Origin of the sequence: Corallibacter sp. (assembly GCF_048381695.1) — a bacterium.
Classification (GTDB): Bacteria; Bacteroidota; Bacteroidia; order Flavobacteriales; family Flavobacteriaceae; genus Corallibacter; species Corallibacter vietnamensis.
In genome coordinates, this window is sequence record NZ_JBLXHI010000010.1 from 40261 (window position 1) to 63107 (window position 22847).

Here is a 22847-nt window from a genome sequence, read left to right on the forward strand (position 1 = left end):
GCCGCTCGGTTGAGCGGCTTTTTTTTATGACTAATTATTTAATTTAAAATGTGTATGTAAGCACACCTGCAAAATTACGTGGATCTGTTTGGTTTATATAGCGTGTTCTATATGCATTATAGCCTATTTCATCAAATATATTATTTAGTAATACTCTAAAATTCCAATTGTCATTAAAGCGATAAGCAACTTGAGCATTTACTAATGTGTAGGCATCAACTTCAAATGGCCTCTGGTTAGGAACAATACCTTCGTGTGTTACTGCTCCTGCACTCCAGTCATTTATTGGTCTTTTTCCTGTGTAGTATGCTCCTGCTCCTACAGATAAACCTTTAAGAGCATTATTAAAACTATAATTTATATAAGTATTAAAGGTGTGAGATGGTGTATTTAATGGTGCTGACCCATATACAAACGATGTATGCTCCTTATATTGTGCATCAATATATGAATACCCAGTGATAACCTCTAGGTTTTCTAAAATACGCCCACTTAACTCAATTTCTACACCTTTACGTTCATCGTTTCCGCCTTTTTGGTAAAAACCAGTTGCTACCCAGTTTTCATCATAAACAGGTAAATTAATATCTTTATTATTTATTTTAAAGAAAGTAAAATTAAAACGCAGTCTACTATCAAACCAATTTGTTTTTATACCTGCTTCTATTTGGTCAAATCGTTCATTCCCTAATTCTTCACCATTGATATCTAATCGAGTAGCTGTACGTGGGTTAGAACTATTGGTATAAGAAGCAAAGACATTAATATTCTTTATTGGAGTTATAATGACTCCTGCTAAAGGGTTGAAAGCATCACTCTCTGTTGTTTGTGTATCAGCATCTGTTTGAGTTTTACTATATCGAATTCCTAAAAAGGTTTTTAACCACTTGTTAAAAGTTACAACGTCTTGTGCCACAAAACCTATAGCTCGTGAACTTGCTCCACCTATATTTGGGTCTCCAAAGTTTAACTCGCTATTTTGGGGTAATATTCTAGTGTTTGGAGCAAATACATTTATAACATCAACTGAAGAAGCGCTTCTTGAGTATGTATCATACGTTGTGGTTCTATAATCAAAACCTACTTGAAATGTATGAGAAATACGGCCTGTTTTTACTTCTTCTCCAACTACATCAAACTGCAATACAGCATTGTTATCCTTTCTTGTAGATGTTGCATAGCCTCTTGATCTTAAATTATAAATAGGGTCTCCTGTTATATCATCTACAATTACTCTTCCCAAACTTGCTCCTTTATCATCTAACTCTAGGTTAGACTTGTAAAAGGCAGCTTTTAAGCTTAATTTATCATTTAACTGTCTATTAAATCGAATAGAATATGTTGTATTTTTTGTTAATGATTTATCATTTTCAAAGCCTAAAAATTGATTGTACGGTAAATCATAAATAGCTTTTGTATCGTTTTCAGCTAAATTTACAGTTCCAACATCTGGTGTACGACTATCATCAAAGTAATCCATTTCTAATGTTAGTGTAGACTTGTCATCAATCTTCCATTCTAATGAAGGGTTTATATAAAAACGCTCTGAAGATATACCTGATCTATAACCATCGGCGCGTTCTAATGCTCCATTTATTCTAAAGGCAACATTTTCGGTCTCTGTTAGTGGACCGTAAACATCAAAGGTTGCACGACCTTGACCAAAACTTCCAACTCTTAAAGATGCATTACCACCAAAATGATATTTAGGTGTTTTTGTAACAATATTAATAACGCCACCTGGACTTCCTAAATCTGTTGCTACTCCTTGTGTTATAGCTGAAGATCCTTTTAAAACCTGTATATTATCAACACCTTGCATATCGGTTAAAATTCCTGTTCCTCTAAAATCTGAATGAACTCGAACACCATTTTTAAGAATTGGAATCCCTCTAAAACCACGAGATGACATACTTTCTCTTTTATTTCCATAAGTTGCAAAAGTATACACGCCTGGTACATTTTTGGTTGCATCTGATATTGTTAAGTTACCTTGTTGAGTTATTAACTTATCAGAAATAATGGAAACACTTTGAATTTGTTCATAGGGCTCCAATGGTAATCTGGTAATAGCTTCTATTTTATCTGGATGTTTATATCTATTACCAAAAACTTCAACTTCATCAAGTTCTGCGTCATTTGTTAATTGAAAAGTCAAGTTTAAAACTTCATTATTTTTCACATTAACATCTTTGAATAACGTTTTAAAGCCTACAAATGATATTGTAATTGTATAAGCACCCGGTGTTATACCTTCTAATTCAAAATAGCCATTTTCATTTGTTGAAGTTCCAATATTTGTGGCTTGCAATAATACATTAGCATTAGCAACTGACTTGCTGTTTTCATCAACAACAGTTCCAGTAATTTTTGTTTGAGCGAACGTAAACTGGCAAGCAATCAAAAATAGTAAGTATAGTATTTTTTTCATTATAGCAGTATTTAGATTTAATATAAATAAAGTGCAAATATAACTTTGACTTACATAATAAAAAAGCTTATTTAGACTAAATTGAAATAATTTTTCATATAATATTGAGATACAAAACAATAGCTTTTGATTATTATAAAGCCCTGAAAAAGGTGTATTTTTACCAGTATAATTATGATTTATTAAGAAAAAAAATATGGATGTTGACAAGTATATAGAAAGCCAAGTAAAATATAAAGATTCTTTAGTTTTATTAAGAAATATTTTATTAAAAACAGAATTAGAAGAGAGCTTGAAATGGAGCGCTCCTGTTTATACTATAAATGGTAAAAACGTTATAGGTTTGGCTGCTTTTAAAAAGCATTTTTGCATTTGGTTTTTTAATGGTGTATTTCTAAAAGACGAAAAAAAGCTACTTGTAACTGCTCAAGAGAAGACCAAAGCTTTACGTCAAATGCGTTTTGAATCTATAAATGATATTGATGAAGATACTGTATTGGCTTATGCTAAAGAAGCTATTGAAAATCAAAAACTTGGAAAAGAATTAAAACCTGAAAAAAAAGGAAAGACAGTTAATATTCCTGAAGCTCTGAATGCAAAATTAAAAACAAACAGCGATTTAAAAGCTGCTTTTAGCGCATTAACACCAGGCAAACAACGTGAATACTGCGAGCATATTGCAAGTGCCAAACGTGAAGCTACAAAAGAATCTCGTCTTGAAAAAATAACGCCTTTGATACTACAAGGTGTTGGCTTACATGATAAATATAAAAACTGCTAATAATAAAAAAAGCCATTCTTTAAAAGAATGGCTTTTTTTATTGAAGTTATAAAACTCTTATTTTGTTTTAGCAGGCTCGTTTAATTTCTTACTCATTTCCATAGAAATGGCAGAACGATCAAACTTAATTTTACCAGCTAAAGTTTCAATAACGCAGCTTTGATCTTTATCATTAAGGTCTACAATTTTACCGTGCATACCACTTTTGGTAATTACTTTGTCACCTCGTTTTAATTCGGCTGCAAATTTCTTTTCTTGTTTTTGACGTTTCATTTGTGGAGCAATCATAAAAAAATAAAAGACCACAAATATTAAAATAAACGGCAAAAAACTTCCTAGTCCTTCTCCCATGAAATTACTTTACTTGAGGAGCAGCAGCTTGAACTGGTGCATTAGGATCTGGCTTAACAAAAGCTGTAATCTTAACAGTTTCTTTTCCTTTTTCTGTGTTTGCTGTAACAGTAATAGTTTTAGAAACTTTGTTTTTTCCTGATCCGTTGTATTTTACTGTAAACTTACCTGTTTCACCTGGTTGTAAAGGCTCTCTACTCCAATCTTTAGGTACAGTACATCCACAAGTACTTTTTATATCAGTAATTACTAATGGAGCTTCTCCTGTGTTAGTGTAGTTAAATACTGTTTCTACTTGAGTGTTTTTCTCAATTTCACCAAAATCATGCTCTGATTTTTCAAAAGATAGTACAGGAAATTTAGAAGAATTTGCATCTCTTTGTGCCGCTTCTGCTACATTTTTGTCATCAATTTTTTTTGAAGCATCTTCCTTACAAGATGTTAAGGCGATCATACATAGAGCTGTTAACCCTAATATTACTTTTTTCATAATAAATTATTTTATGTAAAATTTTATTTTAATTGTAAAAGTAGTAATTATTTCTTACTACATCAACCCTCTTCCTGTTTTATTTAGTTTGTCCTCGTCATGATATTCTTTTACTAACTTATCTAAAATACCATTAATGAAAATACTACTTTTTGGTGTTGAGTATTCTTTGGCTATCTCAAGGTATTCATTTATAGTTACTTTTACAGGAATTGACGGGAATTTATTAAGCTCACAAATACTCATTTGTAATAACACAAAGTCTATTGAAGCTATACGATCTGAATCCCAATTTTTTGTTTTACCAGAAATTTCTTCGTTTAAGGCCGTCCTGTTAAGCAATGTCTTTTTAAACAATTCTATAGCAAACTGCTTATCTTCTATATCTTTATACAGCTTTGGCACAAAGTAATTTGAAGCTACTGATGGTTTAGATTTTCTAATAAGTTTAAGGATAGCTGTGTTTACTAACGGTAAGTCGTCTACCCAAGTTAGGTTTTTGTCTTCTATATAGTCAAACAGCTTATCATTAGGAGCTACAATTTCTTTAAAAACATCAACTATAAAATTTCTATCTTCCTTAAAGTCTGATGTTTTAGTTTGCATGTATTCCTTATACAAGTCACTAGCAAGTATGTCTTTAAAAATAACATCAACATACTCATCATCTAGCTCCCAGTTGGTAATCTTGTATTGGTTTAAGGCGTCTTGTAATGGTTCATTATTTTTTAATAGTAATAAGAACTCATTATTTACAAGCTTTTTGTTTGGGTTTTTCTCTTCTTTGGTTGCTAAAAGTTTGTTTCGTGTTTTTTCTAAGCGGTCTTCGGCTTTTTTTTGTAACTCTATAAGCAGTGATAGTTGTAGTAGATACAAATTGTACAAGTTGTCTAAGCTAAAAAGTAAAAACTTTTGCTCTTTATCAAAACTATCACTTTCGCCTCCTTTAAAGGCATAGATAGCTTGCATAACTTTTATTCTAATATGTCTTCTATTTAGCATATTTACAAAGAACTTTTTATTTAATTAAAGAGGCGAAAGTTTGTAAACTTTCGCCTCGCAAAAATACTATTATTTTAAAAAGTATTAGTTTGAATTTTCGTTTTTTCTTTCTTCAATTCTATTTTGAGCTATATTTAATGCAGCATGGTTTGTTGTGATGTTATTTTTTTCTGCATTATCTAAAATCTCTAATGTAGTATTGTAAATGTTTTCGGTTTTACGCATGATTTCTTTTTTATCATATCCTTCTAACTCTGCATACACATTAATAATACCTCCTGCATTTATTAAAAAGTCTGGTGCGTAAACAATACCTTTTTCTTGTAAGATTTTACCATGTTTCTCTTCGGTTGCTAATTGGTTATTAGCTGCTCCTGCAATTACTTTTGCTTGTAATTTGTTTATGGTATCGTCATTTATTGTAGCTCCTAAAGCACATGGTGCATAAATATCCATAGGTTCAGAATAAATATCGCTTCCTCCATAAATAGTTACTCCGTATTTTGAACGTACTTCTTCTAATCGCTCTTGGTTTATATCAGCTATAAACACATTTGCTCCTTCATCTACTAAATGCTCTACTAATGATTCACCAACGTGCCCAATTCCTTGAACAAATATTGTTTTATCTTCTAGAATATCACTACCAAATTTATATTTAGCTGCAGCTTTCATTCCCATAAATACACCATAAGCTGTAATTGGAGATGGGTTTCCTGCACCACCTTTAGATTCTGATATACCTGTAACATATGGAGTAACTTCACGAACTAAATCCATATCGGCTGTTTCCATACCAACATCTTCTGCTGTGATGTAACGACCACTTAAAGAATGTACAAACTCTCCAAACTTTTTCATAAGCCCTGGAGTTTTTTGTGTTTTAGCATCTCCTATAATTACTGCTTTACCACCGCCTAAATTTAAACCCGTAATAGCTGATTTATAAGTCATTCCACGAGACAAACGTAATACATCATTTAGTGCTTCCCATTCATTTGCATATTGCCACATTCTTGTACCTCCAAGTGCAGGTCCTAATACTGTATTGTGAATACCTATTATTGCTTTTAATCCTGTATCTTTGTCATTACAAAACACGACTTGCTCGTGATTATCGAATGAAAGTTGACCAAAAACAGGATCTACTTTATGAAGATCTTTTGCACTTATAATATCTGAAACCATGTTATATCTTTTTATAGTTATGATATGTGTTTTAAATAATTTTTAAAAACAACGCGCAAAATTAAACTAATATTAATGTTTAAACAATAATAATGTTGTAAAAATATTAATTTATCAAGAACCCAAGCCATATTAGCTCTTAAATGAAAGCATTACAACACCTCAATAAATATTTTTTAAAATATAAGTATCGTTTAATTGTAGGTATATTAATTACCATTATTTCTAAAATTTTCCTTTTGTTTACGCCAGAGCTTATTGGCTCTTCAATTGATGTGGTAAATGAATATAGACAAGGAACTATTACCGATTTATCAATTGTAAAACAAGAACTTCTTATAAATATCGCTTATATAATTGGTGCTGCTCTAATAACGGGCATACTAACCTTTTTTATGAGACAAACCATTATAAATGTATCTCGTTATATTGAGTATGATTTAAAAAATGAAGTTTATCATCAATATCAAGTTTTAGCACTAAACTTTTACAAAAAAAATAGAACTGGTGATTTGATGAATAGAATAAGTGAAGATGTAGGTCGTGTAAGAATGTATGCTGGACCAGCCATTATGTACAGTATAAATACAATCACTCTTTTTATTATTGCCATTGGTTTTATGTATAAGCAAGCTCCTATGCTTACGCTTTACACAGTAGTACCATTACCTATTCTATCGGTAATTATTTATAAATTAAGTAAAACCATTCATAAGCGCAGTACAATAGTTCAGCAATACCTTTCTAAATTATCATCATTTACGCAAGAATCATTTAGTGGTATTTCTATCATAAAAGCTTATGGCATGGAGTCTCAAGTATCTAGCAATTTTAATGAACTTGCTGCAAACAGCAAACAAAAACAGTTAGATTTAGTAAGAGTAAATGCTTTTTTCTTTCCTATGATGATTCTATTAATAGGTATAAGTAACATTATTGTTATTTATATTGGTGGTTTACAATACATGGCTGGAGAAATAAGTTTGGGTGTTATTACAAAATTTATCATTTATGTAAACATGCTAACTTGGCCTGTGGCTACAGTTGGTTGGGTTACATCTATTATTCAGCAAGCAGAAGCTTCACAAAAACGCATTAATGAGTTTCTAGATATTACACCCGAAATTCAAAACAACAATGTTGAGCCTACAAATATTATTGGCAACATTGAATTTAAAAATGTATCATTTACTTATGATGATACTAATATTCAAGCCTTAAAGAATGTTTCTTTCAACATAAAACAAGGAGAAACTTTAGCTATTATTGGAAAAACAGGCTCTGGAAAATCTACTATTTTAGATCTAATAGGGCGTTTATATGATGTTAACTCTGGAGATATCTTAATAGACAACACACCTATTACAAGTGTAAACCTTACCAGTTTAAGAGAGCAAATAGGCTACGTACCACAAGATGCTTTTTTATTTTCTGATACCATAAACAATAATATTAAATTTGGTAAAGAAGACGCTACCGACGAAGAAGTTATAGAAGCAGCAAAACAAGCTCAAGTACATAAAAACATAATAAAATTCTCTAAAGGATATAATACTGTTTTAGGAGAGCGAGGTATTACCTTATCTGGCGGACAAAAACAACGTGTATCTATAGCTAGAGCCATCATTAAAAACCCTAATATTTTATTATTTGACGATTGCTTATCTGCCGTTGATACAGAAACTGAAGAGAAAATCTTAAAAAACTTAAAAAAGGTTTCTACAGGGAAAACCACCATTATAGTTAGTCACCGTATATCATCTGTTAAAAATGCAGACAAAATACTTGTTTTAGATGACGGAAAAATCACACAAGCTGGTTCTCACGAAACGCTTGTAACTATAGATGGTTATTACAAAAGTTTATATTTAGAACAAATTAGTGATACTACAAATCACGATTCTTAACAACAAAACAAGAGCGATTACTCACTAAAAGAAATGTAATAATTTGTTGGTTGGTAATTCTTTTTTTTAGATTTTTGATGCAACAATAAAATCTTAAAATAAAACACGACTATGAATTCTAATGACATGATGGAGAAAGAAGAAATTTATTCAAAAGTTTTAAGAGCTGGAAGAAGAACCTATTTCTTTGACGTTAGATCTACAAAAGCAGGTGACTACTATTTAACAATTACAGAAAGTAAAAAGTTTACAAACGATGATGGTTCTTACCATTATAAAAAGCATAAAATCTATTTATATAAAGAAGATTTTTCTGAATTTAATAGCATTTTAGCTGAAATGACTGATTATATCATAAGCGAAAAAGGAGACGAAGTAATTAGTGAACGTCACCAAAAAGATTTCAAAAAAGAATATGATCAAACAACTGATGAAAATGTTCATGCTGAAACACCTTCTGCTGAAAAATTTACTGATATCGATTTTGATGATATTTAAAAACAATAAATAAAAAAGCCTTTACAAATTGTAAAGGCTTTTTTTTATTGTAATAGTTTGATAAAACAACCTATAATTTTACTGCAAGTAAGGCTAAACACAGACTAACAGTCACAAATAAAACAGCCATATTTAAACCAAAAGTAACTGCTAGAGTAAATCCTAACAACAATAACCAAATAGGGACTAAAGTAATTACAATAGCAAACCTAAATGTCGCCACAAATTCAGGTTCTTTTATTTTTGGGTACACCTTAAATTTCCATATCAAATAAGGACCAAACAATGTAATAATCATTAAAAACTTAAAGACTTTTTTTATCGCTACAAACCTAGGTGTTTGTTGCAATTCACAGTCTTTGAAGTTTGATGAGATACACGTATTCACGTTTTCAGGATGTAGAAAATTCACTTTATTTAGTGTCAACTCATTAAGAACTGCATCATAACCATCTGACGGAATATGAGTTGTTAAAGTTGAGAGTTGCTGTTGTACATCTCTTTTTAAAACTCCAATTGCAGCATTCTCATCATCAAGCAAATAATTTTTAGCATCTATTGGTTTTCCAAAATAAATAGAAACACTATCTCCAAAAGCTACAGCATTTTGAAAATTAAGCCCAATAGGCACTATTTGTAAGTTAGTATCCGGATACAGCTTAAGTGCTTTAAAAACTATACGAGTAAATCCTTTACTTAAATTTCTAACCGTGCGCTGTAAACTATGGTTTCCTTCTGGAAAAAGCGCTACTGCCTTGCTCTCATAAAGTAATTTAGCACATTTAGAAAAAACTAAATTGTTATTAGATATTGTTTTCCAACCGTCTCGCACACGATATACCGGAAGCATTTGTAAACTTTTTAAAAACTTATCAGTGAACGAACCAGAAAATACGCTTGCTCTTGTTAAAAAATAAGAGAATCTACCTAATTTTGCAGCAATTAAAAGCGCGTCTATTAATGCATTTTGATGGTTAGACAACAACAAGACTGCACCTTTTTTGGGAACATTTTCTTTGTTTACAACATGAATCCTTTTGTAATAAAAAAAAAGGCCTAATTGTAAATAACACCGAATAGTATGTAACCAAAGTTTGTGTAGCATTATTGTAATTTAGTTTTCTTTTGGTAGGCCCAAAATAATGATAATGTCAAGCCCGAAATAATATGCCAAATACCCCAAAAAGCTGCTATAATTGCCATACCTCCCAAACCATTAAAAAACATAAATATAAGCAATAGTCCTAATCCTGAATTTTGAATTCCTGTTTCAATAGCTAATGTTTTTTGGTTTTTGAATGACAACTTAAAAGCTCTAGCTATGAAGAAACCTAATAAAAGAGCTAATAAATTATGTATAATTCCAATTCCTAGAACATGATGTATATAATTATTAAACACATCCATATTATTAGAAAAAGCAATTACAACAATTGCTATAAATACTATAATTGAAAATGGCTTTAATACGCGTGATAGTTTTTCTGAAAATGCACTAAAATAATATCTCATGAGCATTCCTAAAAGCAATGGCACGCCAAGAACTAACAAAACAAGCTTTACTAACTCATACGGACTTAATGCTACTTGCTTAAGCAAGCTTGCTGTAGGTGCATATAAATGCCCATAAAACTCAAAATTAAAAGGTGTCATAATCATTGCCAAAAACGTAGAAAAAGCAGTTAAACTAACTGACAAAGCAGTATTTCCTTTTGCCAAATGCGTCATGAAATTAGATATATTTCCACCAGGACAAGCAGCAACCATCATCATACCTAATGCAATACTTGGTTGCGGATTTACTAAACGTATAACAACATAAGTTAGAAATGGCAACAAAACAAATTGAGACAACAGTCCTACAATAATAGGTTTTGGTTGTTTTTGTAGTTGTTTAAAATCGTTTAGAGTAATACCTAAAGCAACTCCAAACATAACCACTGCAAGCGCTATGTTTAAGACCCAAAGATTATTGGTATCAAAATGAATAGTAACATCGTCAAGTTTTAGCATAGACTACGCAACTGTAGAGCCGTTTTTTACGACTTGATCCGGATTTAATAAAATAACATCTTTTCCATTTACAGCTCCCAAAACAAGGCACTCACTCATGAAATTTGCTATTTGTTTTTTAGGAAAATTAACAACAGCTACAATCTGTCTGTTTAATAATGCTTCCTTATTATAAAGTGTTGTAATTTGTGCTGATGTTTTTTTTACACCTAAAGCACCAAAGTCTATAGTTAGCTGGTAAGCAGGTTTTCTTGCTTTTGGAAAATCATCAACTGCAATAATAGTTCCGACACGAAGATCAACTTTAACAAAATCTTCAAAGTTTATAATAGAATTCATTTTTTAAAAGTACTAATTTTAACGAACATTAATAAAATACGACATATTATGGCACAAACACCATCAAACATGCTTCCGCTAGGAACAAAAGCTCCTGAATTTTCATTGCTAGACACTGTTTCTAATAAAACACTATCTTTTAACGATTTAAAAGGAATACATGGTACTATTGTAATGTTTATTTGTAATCACTGTCCGTTTGTTAAACATGTAAATAGTGAGCTTGCCAAGTTAGCAAAAGATTATAAAAGTAAAGGTATTAATTGCATTGCAATTTCTAGTAATGATGCTGAAAACTACCCGCAGGATGCTCCTGATAAAATGAAAGCTAATGCTATTGAGCAAGCGTTTATTTTTCCGTATTTATATGACCAAACTCAAGAAATCGCTAAAAAATATGATGCTGCATGTACACCTGATTTTTACATTTTTGATAAAGAATCAAAATTAGTATATCGTGGCCAATTAGACGACTCAAGACCTGGAAACAATATTCCTGTGACAGGAAGCGATATGCGTCATGCTTTAAATTGTTTGCTTAACAACAAAGAAAACTCAAACCCTCAAAAACCAAGTATTGGTTGTAATATTAAGTGGAAATAACATCAAGTAACAAAGATGTTTAAATAAAACCTACCTAGTTATTAGCTTTATAAGTCTCTACAAACTTTTTAGCGCGTTTGTTACCGCTATTTAGTTGTAACGCTTTTCATAGTTTGTATATGCTTGTAAGCTATCTCCTGACTGTAAATATGCATCTGCTAGACTATCATAAACATTATCACTTTCCGGATGCAGTGCTACATTCATTTTAAATATTGCAATGGCATCTTTGTGTTCCTGCTTACGTAAGTGCGAATAACCCAAGCTATTAAATGCACGCTCGTCTAAGAATGTACTTGTTGAATCTTGTTTTTGAATTGCTAAATAACCTTCAAGTGCTTTATCATAAACTTTATCTTTTAAATACATACTTGGCGTTCTAAATGTATCTGACACCTTTAAATAATCATAGGTTATTGATGAGTCACCACCGTCTTCTGGAATAATAGATAAATACCGTTTTTGGGTTTCCGGATGCTTAACAAACTGTAATTTTTGATACATATCTGCTACGAAAAAAGTGTTCTCATCTAGCGCAACTGGCTTTATTTGCTCTGCGCCTTTCCATTTTAAAAAAAGGTTATTGTCCTTATAAAACACTTCTATTAACTCTTCTTGATTATACAAATAGCGTCCAGATGTTTCTTTTATATGTTGGGTTGTATAGTTGATATTTTTAGAACAGCTTATTGTTACTAATGTCAAACAAACCAAGGCAAGTGTTGTACGTAAATATTGATGTCTCTTAAAAAAAATCATATATAAGTTTTTCATTTAATAAAAATAAGGACAAAAAAAAAGTCTCATTAATTAATGAGACGATTTTTTATAAATTTTGTTACGTGCTTTATGTTATTTAACATCCACAAGTTCAACATCAAAAATCAATGTTGCATTTGGAGGAATAACACCACCAGCACCTCGGCTACCATAACCTAAATCACTAGGGATTACTAAACGTGCTTTATCACCAACATTTAAAAGGCAAATACCTTCATCCCAACCAGCAATAACTTGTCCCATTCCTACAGGAAATTCTAACGGTTGCTTACGCTTATAAGAAGAATCAAAAACTGTTCCGTCAGCTAATTGGCCTTTGTAATGTACGGCTACTGTTTTTCCTTTTTCAGCTTTAACTCCTGATCCTTTTTGTAAAATTTGGTAGCGTAAACCACTGTCTGTTTTTTCAAAACCTGCAGCTAATTTATCTAATTCAGCTTCACGTGCTTCTTTTTCTGCTGCAACGCGTTTTTCTCTAGCTCCTTCAAATGTTCTAAAGGCTTCTATAGCATTAAAATTTTCAGCATCTGCTCCTACTCTAACTATTTCTAAACTATCTATAACATCGCCTTGAGCAATTGCGTCAACAACATCTTGACCTTCTACTACTTTACCAAAAACTGTATGATTACCATCTAACCAAGGTGTTTCTACATGTGTAATAAAAAATTGACTTCCGTTAGTTCCTGGACCTGCATTTGCCATAGATAATATACCTGGACCATCATGTTTTAAATCTGGATGAAACTCATCATCAAATTGATACCCTGGATTTCCTGTTCCTGTGCCTTGAGGGCAACCTCCTTGAATCATAAAATCTGGGATAACACGATGAAATTTTAATCCGTTATAATAAGGTGTTCCTTGTTTTTTTGCTGAATTTTCTAAATTTCCTTCTGCTAAAGCTACAAAGTTACCTACTGTTCCTGGTGTTTTTTCAAACTCTAGTGCAACAAGAATGTTACCTTTTGTTGTATTAAATTTTGCGTATAAACCGTCTTGCATTGTATTATTTTTTAATAAAGTGCAAAGATACGGAATGATTTTAGAAAGAAGAATTTAAACCTTTATATAATTTATTAATTGGCCACTTCACTAATAAACTTAATACGGTATAAGCGTAGTTCCTCATCATCATAGTCTCCATCAAACTCTTCTATGGCAATATCTATTTTATCGGTTTCAGCCTCCATAAAATAGTCATGAATTTCTTCCTGCTGATCTTCGTCTAAAATTTCATTAATCCAATAATCAATATTTAATTTGGTTCCAGAAAATACTATGGCTTCCATTTCTTTTATAAAGTCTTTCATCTCCATACCTTTTGCTGAAGCTATATCATCAAGAGGTAATTTTCTATCAACATTTTGAATGATGTATAATTTTATTGCTGAATTACTTCCTGTAGATTTTACGACCATATCATCTGGACGTACTATATCGTTATCCTCAACGTACTTTGCTATGAAATTCACAAAGTCTTTTCCGTATTTTTTAGCTTTTCCATCTCCTACACCATGTACATTACTTAACTCTTCTAATGTAATTGGGTATTTTAATGCCATATCTTCTAAAGAAGGATCTTGAAAAATAACAAAAGGAGGTACGCCTAGTTTTTTAGCGTTCTTTTTTCTTAAATCCTTTAGCATTGCCATAAGCTTTTCGTCTGCCGATGCGCCTCCAGATTTTGATGCCGTTATGATACTATCATCATTACTTTCATCAAATACATGGTCTTCAGTCATCATAAAAGACTTCGGATTATTAATAAAATCTGCTCCTGCTTTTGTAAGTTTTATAACACCGTAAGTTTCTATATCTTTCTTTAAGTAGCCAGCTACCAAAACTTGACGAACTAACGCCATCCAATAGGTGTTTTCTTTATATTTTCCTTTTCCAAAAAACGGCTGCTCATTTGTTTTATGAGATTTTATTAGCGCATTTTCCTTTCCTATTATAACATTTACAAGATCTTTAGATTTATACTTCTCGTTTGTTTTTGAAACAGTTTCTAAAAGTAATACCAAATCCTCTTTAGCTTCATGTTGCTTTTTAGGATGCCTAACATTATCATCTAAATCGCCACCTTCGCCTGTTTCGTTATCAAACTCTTCACCAAAATAGTGCAAAATAAATTTACGTCTAGAGATAGAAGTTTCTGCATATGCAACAACTTCTTGTAACAAAGCGTGCCCTATTTCTTGTTCAGCAACTGGTTTTCCTGACATAAATTTTTCTAATTTCTCTATGTCTTTATATGCATAAAATGCTAAACAATGGCCTTCGCCACCATCTCTACCTGCACGTCCTGTCTCTTGATAGTAGCTTTCTATACTTTTTGGAATGTCATGATGAATTACAAAACGTACATCAGGTTTATCTATTCCCATTCCAAAAGCTATGGTTGCAACAACAACATCAACATCTTCCATCAAAAACATATCTTGATGTTTGGCTCGTGTTTTTGCGTCTAATCCTGCATGATAAGGCACTGCATTTATACCGTTTACCTGAAGTGTTTGTGCAAGTTCTTCAACACGCTTTCTACTTAAACAGTAAACAATTCCTGATTTGCCATCGTTTTGTTTTATGAAACGAATGATATCAGCATCTACTTGTTTTGTTTTAGGACGTACTTCATAATATAAATTAGGACGGTTAAACGACGCTTTGAAAGTTGTTGCGTCATTCATTCCTAAATTTTTAAGAATATCTTCTTGTACTTTTGGAGTAGCTGTAGCTGTTAGTCCTATTATAGGAATATCATCTCCAATACGTTTTATAATGTGTCTTAAATTCCTGTATTCTGGCCTAAAATCATGTCCCCATTCACTTATACAGTGAGCTTCATCTATAGCCATGAATGATATTTTTACAGAACGTAAAAAATCAACATGCTCTTCTTTTGTTAATGATTCTGGAGCAACATAAAGTAACTTGGTAACACCATCAACGATATCTTGCTTTACTTTCTTAACTTCAGTCTTATTTAGGGAAGAATTTAATACATGAGCAACGCCTTCATCATTAGAAATACCTCTTATGGCATCTACTTGATTTTTCATAAGTGCAATTAATGGCGAAACAATAATGGCTGTTCCCTCTTGCATTAATGCTGGCAATTGATAACATAATGATTTACCACCGCCTGTGGGCATAATCACAAATGTGTTATGTTTTGAAAGAATGCTTTTAATAACGGCTTCTTGCAGGCCCTTAAACTTACTAAAACCAAAATATTTTTTTAATGCGGCATGCAAGTCTGTTTGTACTGTAGACATGAATTACTATTAATTAATTTTTAAGATTCTAAAAACGCAATACTTTTTGAATTAATTAAGAATGCATATAAAGAACCCTCATAATTTTTTTGTTAGCTTTGTAGCATACTTAAAAGGTAACAAAAAATTATTCTATTTTCAACGATATTTTAAAGATAACAAAAACTTTAAAAGCATCAACCTAAAAAATTATTAAATTTTGAACAGTCAAAATTCAATCATAGATATTGCCAAAAAAACCATAGAGATGGAAAGCCAGGCAATTTTAAATTTATCGCAACTTGTCGATACAAATTTTTCAAAATCTGTAGAACTTATATATAATTCTAAAGGTCGTGTTATTATCACAGGTATTGGTAAAAGTGCTATTATAGCTACAAAAATAGTTGCTACATTAAACTCAACAGGAACTCCAGCTGTTTTTATGCATGCTGCTGATGCTATTCATGGTGATTTAGGGCTAATTCTAGAAGACGATGTTGTTATTTGTATTTCTAAAAGTGGAAACACTCCTGAAATTAAAGTTCTTGTTCCGCTTATAAAAAATGCAAAAAATAAAATGATTGCCATTACCGGCAATCCAGATTCTTTTTTAGGTAAACAAGCTGATTTTGTTCTGAATGCTTTTGTTGAAAAAGAAGCGTGTCCTAACAATTTAGCTCCTACTACTAGTACTACTGCACAGTTAGTAATAGGTGATGCACTTGCGGTTTGCTTATTAGAATTACGAGGCTTCTCAAGTAATGATTTTGCTAAATATCATCCTGGTGGTGCTTTAGGTAAAAAACTTTACTTACGCGTTAGCGACATGTCTGAAGCCAATCAAAAACCTGCAGTAACACCAAATACCAATATAAAGGATATCATTATTGAAATTTCTGAAAAAATGCTTGGTGTAACGGCTGTTGTTGAAAACGATGCAATTGTAGGTATTATTACCGATGGTGATTTAAGACGAATGCTTACAAAAACTGATGATTTTTCTTCACTAACCGCTAAAGATATTATGGGAACCAACCCAAAACGTATCAAAGCTAATGCTATGGCTGTTGACGCCAAAGATACTATGGAAGCTAATGGCATCTCTCAATTATTGGTTGAAAAAGATGGCAAATATGCAGGCGTTGTACACTTACATGATTTAATAAGAGAAGGTATTATATAATGGCAAAAAAGGATATCAACAACATGTCTTTTTTAGATCATCTGGAAGATCTACGTTGGCACCTTATCAGAGCTACTTTAGCAATTCTTATTGTTGCTACTGTAGCATTTATTTTTAGTAAAGAGATTTTTAAGCACATCATATTTGCACCGTTAGATATGACTTTTCCTACCTATAGCTTTCTATGTAAATGTGCTAACTTAATAAATGTTGAAACTAGTTTTTGTGGTGAAACACTACCCATGATGATACAAAACAGAACCATGGGCGGACAATTTTCTGCAGATATTTGGACTTCAATTTATACCGGATTGGTAGTGGCATTCCCGTATGTTGTTTATCAATTTTGGTCGTTTTTAAAACCCGGATTACATCCTAACGAACAAAAACATTCTCGTGGTTTTATCATTGTTACATCTCTATTATTTTTTCTAGGCGTGCTGTTTGGTTACTACATTGTAACACCTTTGTCTATAAACTTTTTAGCAAATTACAATATTTCAGATGTTGTTGATAACCAAATTGATATTAGCTCATATATTGCTTTAGTTAGATCATCTGCTTTAGCTTCTGGTCTTATATTTGAACTACCTATCATTATTTACTTTTTAACAAAAATTGGCTTAGTAACACCCGAATTTTTAAAACGTTCTCGTAAATTTGCACTAGTTATCGTATTAATATTATCTGCAGTTATTACGCCGCCAGATATTGCTAGTCAAATAATAGTTGCTATTCCTATTTTAGTACTTTATCAAGTTAGCATATACATATCAAAAATTGTTATTAAAAATCAGAAAAAGCAACAAGCATAAGCTATGTCAGATATTGTAAATGAATTTAACGCCTATCGTTCTAAAATGAATGAAGAAATTTTAGGAGATAACAACAAAGTAATAAAGCGTATTTTTAATCTAGACACCAATGCGTTTCAAGCTGGTGCTCTAGATGTAAAAACCAAAGAGCTTTTAGGATTAGTAGCATCTGTTGTACTTCGATGTGATGATTGTATTAAGTATCACATAGGAAGAAGTTACGAAGCTGGTTTAAACCGAGAACAAATCTTAGAAGCTTTAAGTATTGCAACACTTGTTGGCGGTACTATTGTGATACCTCATTTAAGACGCGCTTACGAATATATGGATGCTGTTGAAGCACAGCGTTAAACTTATAATAAATACCACTACAAGTCTCTTGTAATTTTACTATTTTAGCACCTATTACTTTAATTCTATGAAATTAAAAGCAGAGCATTTAATGAAGTCCTACAACGGACGAAAAGTTGTAAAAGACGTTTCTCTTGAAGTAAACCAAGGAGAAATTGTGGGATTATTAGGACCTAATGGAGCTGGAAAAACAACATCATTTTATATGATTGTTGGTTTAATAAAACCTAATGGTGGTAATATTTTTTTAGAAAGTACAGATATCACCAAATACCCAATGTATAAGCGTGCTCAAAACGGTATTGGCTATTTAGCTCAAGAAGCATCTGTATTTAGAAAATTAAGTATTGAAGACAACATATTAAGTGTACTACAGCTTACGAAGCTTTCTAAAAAAGAGCAACAAATGAAAATGGAAGCTCTTATAGACGAGTTTAGTTTAGGACACATTCGTAAAAACCGTGGAGACTTATTATCTGGTGGAGAACGTAGACGTACTGAAATCGCTAGAGCTCTAGCTACAGACCCTAATTTTATTCTACTAGATGAGCCTTTTGCAGGTGTTGATCCTGTTGCCGTAGAAGATATTCAACGTATTGTTGCGCAATTAACAAAAAAGAACATTGGTATTCTTATCACAGATCATAATGTGCAAGAAACATTAGCCATTACAGATAGAACCTACCTAATGTTTGAAGGAAGCATCTTGAAAGCTGGAGAACCAGAAGAACTTGCTAATGATGAGATGGTAAGAAAAGTATATTTAGGTCAAAACTTTGAACTTCGTAAAAAGAAGATCAGAGAAGATTAATACATTACTTTTTTATAGCCTTAAATAGCTTTTTTACCAGTTTAAATACAAGTAAAGCCAAAAACCCTACTACAACACCTATTAAAAACTCCTTGATAATACTTGGCCAGTTTTCTAATATATGATGAAAAAAGTCAATATTATGAGCAAAAATGCCACCAGCCACTAGCATTAATGCTATTGTTCCAACTATTGATAAACCTTTAATTACCAATGGCAAGGCTTTTACAAGCATATTACCAAGGGCATGCAAAAACCCTTTTCCGTTACTAGCAGACACTAAACGCAACCCTAAATCGTCCATTCTTACTATAAGAGCCACAATACCATAAACACCTACAGTTGCAATAATAGCTACAATAGAAACAACTAATATTTGAACTGTTAAGGTTTCTTCTATAACAACTCCTAACGCAATAATAACAATCTCTACAGACAGAATAAGATCGGTTAATATGGCTGATTTTATCTTTTTTTTCTCTTGTTCTAAAATTTCTGATTTAGTAGGTGTTGTATCAGATATACGATTACCAGATGGTTTATGAGGTACAAATACTTCGTATATTTTTTCAGCGCCTTCAAAAGCTAAATAAATACCTCCTATAACTAATATAACAGTAACAACCCAAGGCACAAAAGCACTCAATAAAAATGCAATTGGTAAAATAATAAGTTTATTAAGAAATGAACCTTTGGTAATTGCCCATAACACAGGTAATTCTCGAGACGACACAAATCCTGATGCTTTTTCTGCATTTACTGCTAAATCATCGCCAAGTATGCCTGCTGTTTTTTTTGTGGTGATTTTACTCATTGCAGCTACATCATCCATTAATGCAGCAATATCATCAAAAAGGGCAAAAAATCCTGAAGCCATAAAGTGAACTTGAAAAATTATTAATACGTTTTAGTAACTAATGATAACCCTATATAGAGTAAAATTATTAATGGTATCGCTGCAAATTGCAATACAATAAGTAATACAAAACTCAATATTATAAAGATGTAGCGTATTGCATTGTTCTTGAAACTCCAATCCTTAAATTTTAATGCAAACAACTTAACAGGAGCGTTAAGTAAAAAGCAACTTAATACGGTTAATGCCAATAAAAACCACTCATTAATTATAATAGCATTCATAGTGTCATTATTCTGAAACTCTAAAATAAGAGGTAAAGACAATATAAGTAATGCATTGGCTGGTGTTGGTAAACCTTTAAAGTAAGATTGTTGGTCTTCATCTATATTAAATCGTGCCAATCTATAAGCTGATCCTAAAGTTATACACAACCCAAGTAACGGAATAACTGCCACATGAACGTTTGCCCAATGCATAGAATCTCCCCAATCATGAGTTGATTGTAATGCTGGTGTTTCTGTTGCAAGCGTAAGTAACTTAAACATTACAATACCAGGAACCAAACCACTTGTAACCATATCTGCTAGTGAATCTAACTGTACTCCTAAAGCACTTTGTACCTGAAGTATTCTAGCTAAAAAACCATCAAAAAAATCGAAGATAATTCCTAAAAAAACAAAAAAAGCAGCGCCTACAAAATTAGAGTGCACAGCTAATATTACTGCAATACAACCACAAAACAAATTAAGTAGCGTAACAAAATTAGGAAGATGTTGTTTCATAAATAATGTGCTAATTGGTGTAAAAATAGCAAACTATTTTCGTCTAAAATAACAATTGGGCAATATCTGTTGTATTTTCAAGTTTAATATGTTGAAAAATAATAGCATATTTGCAAAAAAGAATTGTATTTGAAAACTTTACTAACTACAGTTTTATTGATTCTGTCCCTAACTTTTTATGGGCAAACAACGCGTAAATACTCCAATGAATTTATGAATATTGGTGTAGATGCTGCTGCTTTAGGTATGAGTAATGCTGTTACCGCACACTCTGCCGATGTAAATTCAGGCTACTGGAACCCTGCAGGATTGGTTCATCTAGAAGACAAACAACTTGCCTTAATGCACTCAAGCTATTTTGCTAATATTGCAAACTATGATTACATAGGGTTTGCTATGCCTTTAGATGAGAGAAGTGCTGTTGGTATTTCGGTAATTCGCTTTGCTGTAGATGACATTTTAAACACAACACAATTAATTGATGACCAAGGACAAATAAATTACGATCGTATAAGTATGTTTTCAACTGCTGATTATGGCGTAACATTATCTTATGCACGTTCATTACCGCTTGATGGTTTAAATTACGGAATTAATGCCAAGGTAATAAGACGTATTATTGGTGATTTTGCTTCATCTTGGGGATTTGGTTTTGACGCTGCCATTCAGTTTCAAACGCGTAACGATTGGAAATTTGGAATCATGGCTAGAGATATTACTACAACTTACAACTCTTGGGCTATTGACGAAGATGAATTTGCTACTATTCAAAATGCTGTTGAAGGACAAAATCAAGAGCTTCCTGAAACATCAGAAATTACTATTCCTAAATTACAAATTGGGATTTCTAAAAAATATACCATCGCTTATGATTATGCTTTACTTGCAGAATTTGATTTAAATATGCGCTTTGAGCAAAATAATGATATCATTTCTACATCTATTGTAAGTATTAATCCTGCATTAGGTTTTGAGGCCTCTTATCTTGATATGATTTTCTTGAGAGGTGGTGTTGGAAACTTCCAAAATGAGTTACAATATAACCAAAGTGAAGATTTAACTTTTCAACCTAGCTTTGGTGTTGGTTTCAAATACAAAGGCATTCAAGTAGATTATGCATTTACAGATATTGGTGATCAAAGTATTGCATTATACTCTAACGTATTCTCTTTAAAATTAGATTTTAGCATTTTCAGATAACAAACACTACCACATGAAAATAAAACTATTTCTCACATTCTTATTATTTGGTTTATTTTCAACAACAGCACAAGAATTAACAAAAAACGCGCAAGTAAGTATTTTAACTATTGGTCCAGGAACATCTCTTAATGATGCTTTTGGACATAGTGCTTTCAGGATAAAAGACAGTAATTTTGATTATGTTTTTAATTATGGTGTTTACAACTTTAACACACCTAATTTTTATACAAAATTTGCAAGAGGAAAGCTTGAATACTTAATAGGTCTTGATTATTACGAAGCCTTTTTTAACGCTTATGTGAGGCAAAATCGTACCGTTAAGGAACAAATACTAAACATCTCTCCTACTGAAAAGCAAAAACTTTTTGACTTTTTGGTAAACAATTACAAACCTGAAAACAGAGCATATCTTTATGACTTTTTTTATGATAATTGTGCAACAAAAATTAAAGATGTTTTACAAGAGACATTAAACAATACTGTTGTGTTTCACACTCCAGAAAACTATAAAGAAAAATCCTTTAGAACACTTATTCAAGATAATTTAAACTATAATTCTTGGGGAAGTTTAGGCATTGATATTGCTTTAGGTTCTGTTATTGACAAAACAGCAACACCTGAAGAGCACATGTTTTTACCTGAAAATATTTTTACATTTTTTAATGATGCTGAAATACATAATAAGAACTTGGTAAAAGAGGTAAAAATACTCTATAAAAAACAAGAATCTAAAAACTCAACAAACCTATTTACGAGTCCGTTATTTATTTTAGGCTTGATATCTCTGGGGATTATTTTTATAACCTATCGTGATTATAAAAATAAAACTCGTGCTGCTTGGTTAGATAATACGCTGTTTGCGCTAACAAGCATTATAGGTGTTCTATTACTACTACTTTGGTTTGCTACCGATCATACAGCAACAGCTCAAAATTATAATTTACTTTGGGCTTTCCCACTTAATATTTTATTACTGTTTCAATTACAAAAGCCCCTTATTAAATCTTGGTCTATTAAGTTTATCAAGTTTTTAGTGATTATGCTTTGCCTTATGACGTTTCATTGGGTCGTTGGTGTTCAAGTATTTGCAATTGCTTTAGCACCTATAATCGTTGCGCTTTTTATCAGATATATTTATTTGATTTACTTCTTCAAGGATAAACAACAGCTTTCTAATTAAGCTAGGATAATTTTAAA

23 protein-coding genes are annotated in these 22847 nt (G+C 31.8%); 10 read left to right on the top strand and 13 right to left on the bottom strand.

Annotation, left to right across the window (positions count from 1 at the left end; all coding sequences use genetic code 11):
• Nucleotides 1–43: 43 nt before the first annotated feature.
• Complete coding sequence (locus tag ACN5J3_RS12240; protein ID WP_418511920.1) at nucleotides 44–2431, bottom strand: TonB-dependent siderophore receptor; 2388 nt, start codon at nucleotides 2429–2431, stop codon at nucleotides 44–46.
• Between the two features lie 196 nt (nucleotides 2432–2627).
• Here ACN5J3_RS12240 and ACN5J3_RS12245 point away from each other — a divergent pair, with 196 nt between their 5' ends.
• Nucleotides 2628–3212 carry a YdeI/OmpD-associated family protein gene (locus tag ACN5J3_RS12245; RefSeq protein ID WP_418511921.1) on the top strand — a complete coding sequence of 195 codons (585 nt, stop codon included), beginning with the start codon at nucleotides 2628–2630 and terminating at the stop codon, nucleotides 3210–3212.
• Nucleotides 3213–3269: 57 nt separating this feature from the next.
• On the opposite strand, the gene yajC is transcribed toward ACN5J3_RS12245, so the two are convergent.
• The 4 genes from yajC to ACN5J3_RS12265 form a co-directional block, all read right to left on the bottom strand.
• A complete protein-coding gene (yajC, locus tag ACN5J3_RS12250; protein ID WP_344729174.1) occupies nucleotides 3270–3563 on the bottom strand; it encodes a preprotein translocase subunit YajC in 294 nt (97 codons plus the stop codon).
• Between the two features lie 4 nt (nucleotides 3564–3567).
• The gene (locus ACN5J3_RS12255) at nucleotides 3568–4053 is read right to left on the bottom strand and encodes a DUF1573 domain-containing protein (protein WP_417289501.1); all 486 of its coding nucleotides are present in this window, start codon (nucleotides 4051–4053) and stop codon (nucleotides 3568–3570) included.
• Between the two features lie 57 nt (nucleotides 4054–4110).
• Nucleotides 4111–5055: a transcription antitermination factor NusB gene (gene nusB, locus ACN5J3_RS12260; RefSeq protein WP_418509530.1), complete on the bottom strand. Its 945-nt coding sequence runs from the start codon at nucleotides 5053–5055 to the stop codon at nucleotides 4111–4113.
• An 84-nt stretch (nucleotides 5056–5139) separates the two neighbouring features.
• A complete protein-coding gene (locus ACN5J3_RS12265) occupies nucleotides 5140–6243 on the bottom strand; it encodes a Leu/Phe/Val dehydrogenase (protein ID WP_418511922.1) in 1104 nt (367 codons plus the stop codon).
• Between the two features lie 143 nt (nucleotides 6244–6386).
• Between ACN5J3_RS12265 and ACN5J3_RS12270 the strand changes: the two genes are divergently transcribed.
• Both ACN5J3_RS12270 and ACN5J3_RS12275 read left to right on the top strand, forming a co-directional pair.
• Nucleotides 6387–8150 (top strand): ABC transporter ATP-binding protein, encoded by a 1764-nt coding sequence (locus tag ACN5J3_RS12270; protein WP_418511923.1) that lies wholly within the window; start codon nucleotides 6387–6389, stop codon nucleotides 8148–8150.
• Nucleotides 8151–8261: 111 nt separating this feature from the next.
• Nucleotides 8262–8648 carry a PUR family DNA/RNA-binding protein gene (locus ACN5J3_RS12275; protein ID WP_417289505.1) on the top strand — a complete coding sequence of 129 codons (387 nt, stop codon included), beginning with the start codon at nucleotides 8262–8264 and terminating at the stop codon, nucleotides 8646–8648.
• A gap of 70 nt (nucleotides 8649–8718) precedes the next feature.
• On the opposite strand, the gene ACN5J3_RS12280 is transcribed toward ACN5J3_RS12275, so the two are convergent.
• Genes ACN5J3_RS12280 through ACN5J3_RS12290 form a run of 3 tightly spaced genes read right to left on the bottom strand, consistent with a single transcriptional unit; the run spans nucleotide 8719 to nucleotide 11000 of the window.
• A complete protein-coding gene (locus ACN5J3_RS12280; RefSeq protein ID WP_418511924.1) occupies nucleotides 8719–9753 on the bottom strand; it encodes a 1-acyl-sn-glycerol-3-phosphate acyltransferase in 1035 nt (344 codons plus the stop codon).
• Nucleotides 9753–10661, bottom strand: coding sequence for a bile acid:sodium symporter family protein (locus tag ACN5J3_RS12285; RefSeq protein ID WP_418511925.1), 909 nt, complete (start codon nucleotides 10659–10661; stop codon nucleotides 9753–9755). The genes ACN5J3_RS12280 and ACN5J3_RS12285 overlap by 1 nt, the downstream gene beginning before the upstream one ends.
• 3 nt (nucleotides 10662–10664) lie before the next feature.
• Entirely contained in the window at nucleotides 10665–11000 is a 336-nt protein-coding gene (locus tag ACN5J3_RS12290) for a tRNA-binding protein (protein WP_418511926.1), read from the bottom strand.
• A 48-nt stretch (nucleotides 11001–11048) separates the two neighbouring features.
• On the opposite strand from ACN5J3_RS12290, the gene ACN5J3_RS12295 reads away from it, so the two are divergent.
• Complete coding sequence (locus tag ACN5J3_RS12295) at nucleotides 11049–11603, top strand: thioredoxin family protein (RefSeq protein ID WP_418511927.1); 555 nt, start codon at nucleotides 11049–11051, stop codon at nucleotides 11601–11603.
• Between the two features lie 90 nt (nucleotides 11604–11693).
• Here ACN5J3_RS12295 and ACN5J3_RS12300 read toward each other — a convergent pair whose 3' ends face one another.
• The 3 genes from ACN5J3_RS12300 to ACN5J3_RS12310 form a co-directional block, all read right to left on the bottom strand.
• Nucleotides 11694–12362: a tetratricopeptide repeat protein gene (locus ACN5J3_RS12300; protein WP_418511928.1), complete on the bottom strand. Its 669-nt coding sequence runs from the start codon at nucleotides 12360–12362 to the stop codon at nucleotides 11694–11696.
• Between the two features lie 93 nt (nucleotides 12363–12455).
• Complete coding sequence (locus ACN5J3_RS12305; protein ID WP_418511929.1) at nucleotides 12456–13388, bottom strand: peptidylprolyl isomerase; 933 nt, start codon at nucleotides 13386–13388, stop codon at nucleotides 12456–12458.
• Nucleotides 13389–13462: 74 nt separating this feature from the next.
• Nucleotides 13463–15664: a RecQ family ATP-dependent DNA helicase gene (locus tag ACN5J3_RS12310; protein WP_418511930.1), complete on the bottom strand. Its 2202-nt coding sequence runs from the start codon at nucleotides 15662–15664 to the stop codon at nucleotides 13463–13465.
• A 247-nt stretch (nucleotides 15665–15911) separates the two neighbouring features.
• Here ACN5J3_RS12310 and ACN5J3_RS12315 point away from each other — a divergent pair, with 247 nt between their 5' ends.
• The 4 genes from ACN5J3_RS12315 to lptB all read left to right on the top strand — a co-directional run bounded on the left by ACN5J3_RS12315 (nucleotide 15912) and on the right by lptB (nucleotide 18806).
• Nucleotides 15912–16829, top strand: coding sequence for a KpsF/GutQ family sugar-phosphate isomerase (locus tag ACN5J3_RS12315; protein WP_418511962.1), 918 nt, complete (start codon nucleotides 15912–15914; stop codon nucleotides 16827–16829).
• Nucleotides 16829–17644, top strand: coding sequence for a twin-arginine translocase subunit TatC (tatC, locus tag ACN5J3_RS12320; protein ID WP_417289512.1), 816 nt, complete (start codon nucleotides 16829–16831; stop codon nucleotides 17642–17644). The genes ACN5J3_RS12315 and tatC overlap by 1 nt, the downstream gene beginning before the upstream one ends.
• Nucleotides 17645–17647: 3 nt before the next feature.
• Nucleotides 17648–17995: a carboxymuconolactone decarboxylase family protein gene (locus ACN5J3_RS12325; RefSeq protein WP_418511931.1), complete on the top strand. Its 348-nt coding sequence runs from the start codon at nucleotides 17648–17650 to the stop codon at nucleotides 17993–17995.
• Between the two features lie 67 nt (nucleotides 17996–18062).
• Entirely contained in the window at nucleotides 18063–18806 is a 744-nt protein-coding gene (lptB, locus tag ACN5J3_RS12330) for an LPS export ABC transporter ATP-binding protein (RefSeq protein ID WP_417289514.1), read from the top strand.
• 4 nt (nucleotides 18807–18810) lie between these two features.
• Here lptB and ACN5J3_RS12335 read toward each other — a convergent pair whose 3' ends face one another.
• Together ACN5J3_RS12335 and ACN5J3_RS12340 are read right to left on the bottom strand one after the other, a co-directional pair.
• Nucleotides 18811–19683 carry a DUF808 domain-containing protein gene (locus ACN5J3_RS12335; RefSeq protein WP_418511932.1) on the bottom strand — a complete coding sequence of 291 codons (873 nt, stop codon included), beginning with the start codon at nucleotides 19681–19683 and terminating at the stop codon, nucleotides 18811–18813.
• A gap of 20 nt (nucleotides 19684–19703) precedes the next feature.
• Nucleotides 19704–20447 carry a CDP-alcohol phosphatidyltransferase family protein gene (locus tag ACN5J3_RS12340; RefSeq protein WP_344729139.1) on the bottom strand — a complete coding sequence of 248 codons (744 nt, stop codon included), beginning with the start codon at nucleotides 20445–20447 and terminating at the stop codon, nucleotides 19704–19706.
• 129 nt (nucleotides 20448–20576) lie between these two features.
• Here ACN5J3_RS12340 and ACN5J3_RS12345 point away from each other — a divergent pair, with 129 nt between their 5' ends.
• Together ACN5J3_RS12345 and ACN5J3_RS12350 are read left to right on the top strand one after the other, a co-directional pair.
• Nucleotides 20577–21647 (top strand): PorV/PorQ family protein, encoded by a 1071-nt coding sequence (locus tag ACN5J3_RS12345; RefSeq protein WP_417289517.1) that lies wholly within the window; start codon nucleotides 20577–20579, stop codon nucleotides 21645–21647.
• 13 nt (nucleotides 21648–21660) lie between these two features.
• On the top strand, nucleotides 21661–22830 hold the full coding sequence (locus ACN5J3_RS12350; protein ID WP_418511933.1) for a DUF4105 domain-containing protein: 1170 nt from the start codon (nucleotides 21661–21663) through the stop codon (nucleotides 22828–22830).
• Nucleotides 22831–22847: the final 17 nt, after the last annotated feature.